General features: G+C 57.2%; 3 rRNA genes. All 3 read left to right on the top strand.

The features are described 5' to 3' along the window. Positions 1–159: 159 nt before the first annotated feature. The 3 genes from GVV04_RS31870 (at position 160) to rrf (ending at position 5,360) form a co-directional block, all read left to right on the top strand. Positions 160–1,676: ribosomal RNA gene (locus GVV04_RS31870) — 16S ribosomal RNA — on the top strand. A gap of 377 nt (positions 1,677–2,053) precedes the next feature. Beyond that, positions 2,054–5,160: ribosomal RNA gene (locus GVV04_RS31865) — 23S ribosomal RNA — on the top strand. A gap of 83 nt (positions 5,161–5,243) precedes the next feature. Further along, positions 5,244–5,360, top strand: a 5S ribosomal RNA gene (gene rrf / locus GVV04_RS31860). The 16S, 23S and 5S rRNA genes sit together here, the layout of an rRNA operon. Position 5,361 lies beyond the last annotated feature (1 nt).

The raw sequence follows: 5,361 nt of genomic DNA, 5'->3' as shown, positions 1-5,361 counted from the left end.
CGGATGGTGTGTGGTTGTTCTTTGAGAACTCAACAGGGTGCTTGATAAGCCAGTGCCAATTATGATTTATACCCCGGACTGGTCGGACTTTAGGGTTTCGGCTGGTTGGGATTCCTTTGGCAACACTTTTTGTTGCCGGGACAGTTTTTCAACAAGTTTTTGTTGGAGAGTTTGATCCTGGCTCAGGACGAACGCTGGCGGCGTGCTTAACACATGCAAGTCGAGCGGAAAGGCCCTTCGGGGTACTCGAGCGGCGAACGGGTGAGTAACACGTGAGCAACCTGCCCTAGGCTTTGGGATAACCCTCGGAAACGGGGGCTAATACCGAATATTACTGCTGGCCGCATGGCTGGTGGTGGAAAGTTTTTCGGCCTGGGATGGGCTCGCGGCCTATCAGCTTGTTGGTGGGGTAATGGCCTACCAAGGCGACGACGGGTAGCCGGCCTGAGAGGGCGACCGGCCACACTGGGACTGAGACACGGCCCAGACTCCTACGGGAGGCAGCAGTGGGGAATATTGCACAATGGGCGGAAGCCTGATGCAGCGACGCCGCGTGAGGGATGACGGCCTTCGGGTTGTAAACCTCTTTCAGCAGGGACGAAGCGAAAGTGACGGTACCTGCAGAAGAAGCACCGGCCAACTACGTGCCAGCAGCCGCGGTAAGACGTAGGGTGCGAGCGTTGTCCGGATTTATTGGGCGTAAAGAGCTCGTAGGCGGCTTGTCGCGTCGACTGTGAAAACCCGCAGCTCAACTGCGGGCCTGCAGTCGATACGGGCAGGCTAGAGTTCGGTAGGGGAGACTGGAATTCCTGGTGTAGCGGTGAAATGCGCAGATATCAGGAGGAACACCGATGGCGAAGGCAGGTCTCTGGGCCGATACTGACGCTGAGGAGCGAAAGCGTGGGGAGCGAACAGGATTAGATACCCTGGTAGTCCACGCTGTAAACGTTGGGCGCTAGGTGTGGGGGACCTCTCCGGTTTCCTGTGCCGCAGCTAACGCATTAAGCGCCCCGCCTGGGGAGTACGGCCGCAAGGCTAAAACTCAAAGGAATTGACGGGGGCCCGCACAAGCGGCGGAGCATGCGGATTAATTCGATGCAACGCGAAGAACCTTACCTGGGTTTGACATGGCCGCAAAACTCGCAGAGATGTGAGGTCCTTCGGGGGCGGTCACAGGTGGTGCATGGCTGTCGTCAGCTCGTGTCGTGAGATGTTGGGTTAAGTCCCGCAACGAGCGCAACCCTCGTTCGATGTTGCCAGCGCGTTATGGCGGGGACTCATCGAAGACTGCCGGGGTCAACTCGGAGGAAGGTGGGGATGACGTCAAGTCATCATGCCCCTTATGTCCAGGGCTTCACGCATGCTACAATGGCCGGTACAATGGGCTGCGATACCGTAAGGTGGAGCGAATCCCAAAAAGCCGGTCTCAGTTCGGATCGGGGTCTGCAACTCGACCCCGTGAAGTCGGAGTCGCTAGTAATCGCAGATCAGCAACGCTGCGGTGAATACGTTCCCGGGCCTTGTACACACCGCCCGTCACGTCACGAAAGTCGGCAACACCCGAAGCCGGTGGCCCAACCCCTTGTGGGAGGGAGCCGTCGAAGGTGGGGCTGGCGATTGGGACGAAGTCGTAACAAGGTAGCCGTACCGGAAGGTGCGGCTGGATCACCTCCTTTCTAAGGAGCACCATCCGTCGAAAGGCGGTATGGAGCCCGCGACCTGCGTATGTCGGGTCGGGGTGCTCGAATGGCGGAGACACTGGTGAGTTTTCTTCTGGCAACGGCCGGGATTCCTAGTACAGCTGCCCTTTTGGGTGGTGGGAATGGTTTTCCTGGTGCGGCTGGTGGAGGGCGGAGAGCACCCTGTTGGGTCCTGAAGGAACAACTGTTGTGGTTGTTTTCTTCGGTGCCATTGCCTCACCTGTGGGTGGGGGTTGGTTGCCAGGCATGGCCTGGTCTCGCATACCGTCGGCGGTTGTCGGGTTTGGTGTGGGGCTGTGGGTTGTGGGTTGGTCGTTTGTTGAGAATTGCACAGTGGACGCGAGCATCTTTGTGGTCAAGTTGTCAAGGGCGAACGGTGGATGCCTTGGCACCAGGAGCCGATGAAGGACGTGGGAGGCCGCGATAGGCCTGGGGGAGCTGTCAACCAAGCTGTGATCCCAGGGTGTCCGAATGGGGAAACCTGGCATCAGTCATGTGATGTCACCCGCACCTGAATACATAGGGTGTGTGGAGGGAACGCGGGGAAGTGAAACATCTCAGTACCCGTAGGAAGAGAAAACAAGAGTGATTCCGTGAGTAGTGGCGAGCGAAAGCGGATCTAGGCTAAACCGGCTGCGTGTGATACCTGTCAGGGGTTGCGTGGTTGGGGTTGTGGGACCTTGCTGAATGAGCTGACACTTGTTCGAGAAGTTATAAAACCAGTTGCTAGCCGAACAGTCTGGAATGGCTGACCGTAGGCGGTGAGAGTCCGGTAGGTGAAAGTGGCTGGTCTTCTGTGGGTGTTCCCGAGTAGCGGCGGACCCCTGTAATCTGCCGTGAATCTGCCAGGACCACCTGGTAAGCCTAAATACTTCCTGGTGACCGATAGCGGACAAGTACCGTGAGGGAATGGTGAAAAGTACCCCGGGAGGGGAGTGAAATAGTACCTGAAACCGTTCGCCTACAATCCGTCGGAGCCTTGCGGGGTGACGGCGTGCCTTTTGAAGAATGAGCCTGCGAGTTAGTGGCATGTGGCGAGGTTAACCCGTGTGGGGGAGCCGTAGCGAAAGCGAGTCTGAATAGGGCGTTCAGTCGCGTGTCCTAGACCCGAAGCGGAGTGATCTAGCCATGGGCAGGCTGAAGCGCGGGTAAGACCGCGTGGAGGGCCGAACCCACCAACGTTGAAAAGTTGGGGGATGACCTGTGGTTAGGGGTGAAAGGCCAATCAAACTCCGTGATAGCTGGTTCTCCCCGAAATGCATTTAGGTGCAGCGTCGCGTGTTTCTTGCCGGAGGTAGAGCACTGGATGGTCTAGGGGGCCCACAAGCTTACCGAAATCAGCCAAACTCCGAATGCCGGTAAGTGAGAGCGCGGCAGTGAGACTGCGGGGGATAAGCTTCGTAGTCGAGAGGGAAACAGCCCAGATCACCAGCTAAGGCCCCTAAGCGTGTGCTAAGTGGAAAAGGATGTGGGGTCGCATAGACAACCAGGAGGTTGGCTTAGAAGCAGCCACCCTTTAAAGAGTGCGTAATAGCTCACTGGTCAAGTGGTTCCGCGCCGACAATGTAGCGGGGCTCAAGCACACCGCCGAAGCTGTGGCATTCACATTTTAACCTCGCTTGGACTTGATTCCTTGTGCAGGTGTGTGGATGGGTAGGGGAGCGTCGTGCCGGGGGTGAAGCAGCGGGGTGACCCAGTTGTGGACGCGGCACGAGTGAGAATGCAGGCATGAGTAGCGAAAGAAGGGTGAGAAACCCTTCCGCCGGATGACCAAGGGTTCCAGGGCCAGGCTAATCCGCCCTGGGTGAGTCGGGACCTAAGGCGAGGCCGAGAGGCGTAGTCGATGGACAACGGGTTGATATTCCCGTACCCGCGAAAGAACGCCCATGATGAACTTCGTTGTGCTAACCGTGTGATCTTGGGGCGGTCTTCGGACTTAACTGGGTGAGTGTGGGAACCTGGCGGGTAGTAGTCAAGCGATGGGGTGACGCAGGAAGGTAGCTGAGCCCGGCCGGTGGTTGTGCCGGGGTAAGCGTGTAGGCCGTACCGTAGGCAAATCCGCGGTGCATGTAGGCTGAGACGTGATGCCGAGCCGATTCAGGTGAAGTCAGTGATCCTATGCTGCCGAGAAAAGCCTCTAGCGAGTTCTTAGCGGCCCGTACCCCAAACCGACACAGGTGGTCAGGTAGAGAATACCGAGGCGATCGGGCGAACTGTGGTTAAGGAACTCGGCAAATTGCCCCCGTAACTTAGGGAGAAGGGGGGCCGGAGACGTGAAGCCCCTTGCGGGTGGAGCGTTGTATGGCCGCAGAGAGCAGGGGGAAGCGACTGTTTACTAAAAACACAGGTCCATGCGAAGAAGTAATTCGATGTATATGGACTGACGCCTGCCCGGTGCTGGAACGTTAAGGGGACCTGTTAGCTCTTCGGGGCGAAGCGGAGAACTTAAGCGCCAGTAAACGGCGGTGGTAACTATAACCATCCTAAGGTAGCGAAATTCCTTGTCGGGTAAGTTCCGACCTGCACGAATGGCGTAACGACTTCCCCACTGTCTCAACCACAGGCCCGGCGAAATTGCATTACGAGTAAAGATGCTCGTTACGCGCGGCAGGACGGAAAGACCCCGGGACCTTTACTATAGCTTGACATTGGTATCCGAATTAGCTTGTGTAGGATAGGTGGGAGCCGGTGAAGTCCATACGCCAGTATGGGTGGAGGCAATCTTGAAATACCACTCTGGTTGATTTGGGTTTCTAACTTCGGGCCGTTATCCGGTTCAGGGACAGTGTCTGGTGGGTAGTTTAACTGGGGCGGTTGCCTCCTAAAAGGTAACGGAGGCGCCCAAAGGTTCCCTCAGCCTGGTTGGCAATCAGGTGTTGAGTGCAAGTACACAAGGGAGCTTGACTGTGAGACTGACAGGTCGAGCAGGGACGAAAGTCGGGACTAGTGATCCGGCACTTGCGAGTGGAAGCGGTGTCGCTCAACGGATAAAAGGTACCCCGGGGATAACAGGCTGATCTTCCCCAAGAGTCCATATCGACGGGATGGTTTGGCACCTCGATGTCGGCTCGTCGCATCCTGGGGCTGTAGCAGGTCCCAAGGGTTGGGCTGTTCGCCCATTAAAGCGGTACGCGAGCTGGGTTTAGAACGTCGTGAGACAGTTCGGTCCCTATCCGCCGTGCGCGTAGGATACTTGAGAAGGGCTGTCCCTAGTACGAGAGGACCGGGACGGACGAACCTCTGGTGTGCCAGTTGTCCCGCCAGGGGCACGGCTGGTTAGCTACGTTCGGAAGGGATAACCGCTGAAAGCATCTAAGCGGGAAGCTCGCTTCAAGATGAGGTATCCCACCCACTTTTGTGGGGTAAGGCCCCCAGCTAGACTACTGGGTTGATAGGCCGGAAATGTAAGCTCGGTAACGGGTTGAGTTGACCGGTACTAATAGGCCGAGGACTTGACTACTAAGCTGCTACGCGTCCACTGTGCAACTCTCGACAAATGAACAACAGACCAGTTGCTGGTGTTGTTTGATATGTCGATAGAGTTACGGCGGTCATGGCGGAGGGGAAACGCCCGGTTACATTCCGAACCCGGAAGCTAAGCCCTCCAGCGCCGATGGTACTGCACTCGGGAGGGTGTGGGAGAGTAGGACACCGCCGGACA

Origin of the sequence: Micromonospora rubida, from assembly GCF_009908295.1 — a bacterium.
In the GTDB taxonomy this organism is placed as follows: Bacteria; Actinomycetota; Actinomycetes; order Mycobacteriales; family Micromonosporaceae; genus Micromonospora; species Micromonospora rubida.
This window is presented reverse-complemented; position numbering and strand designations above follow the sequence as displayed.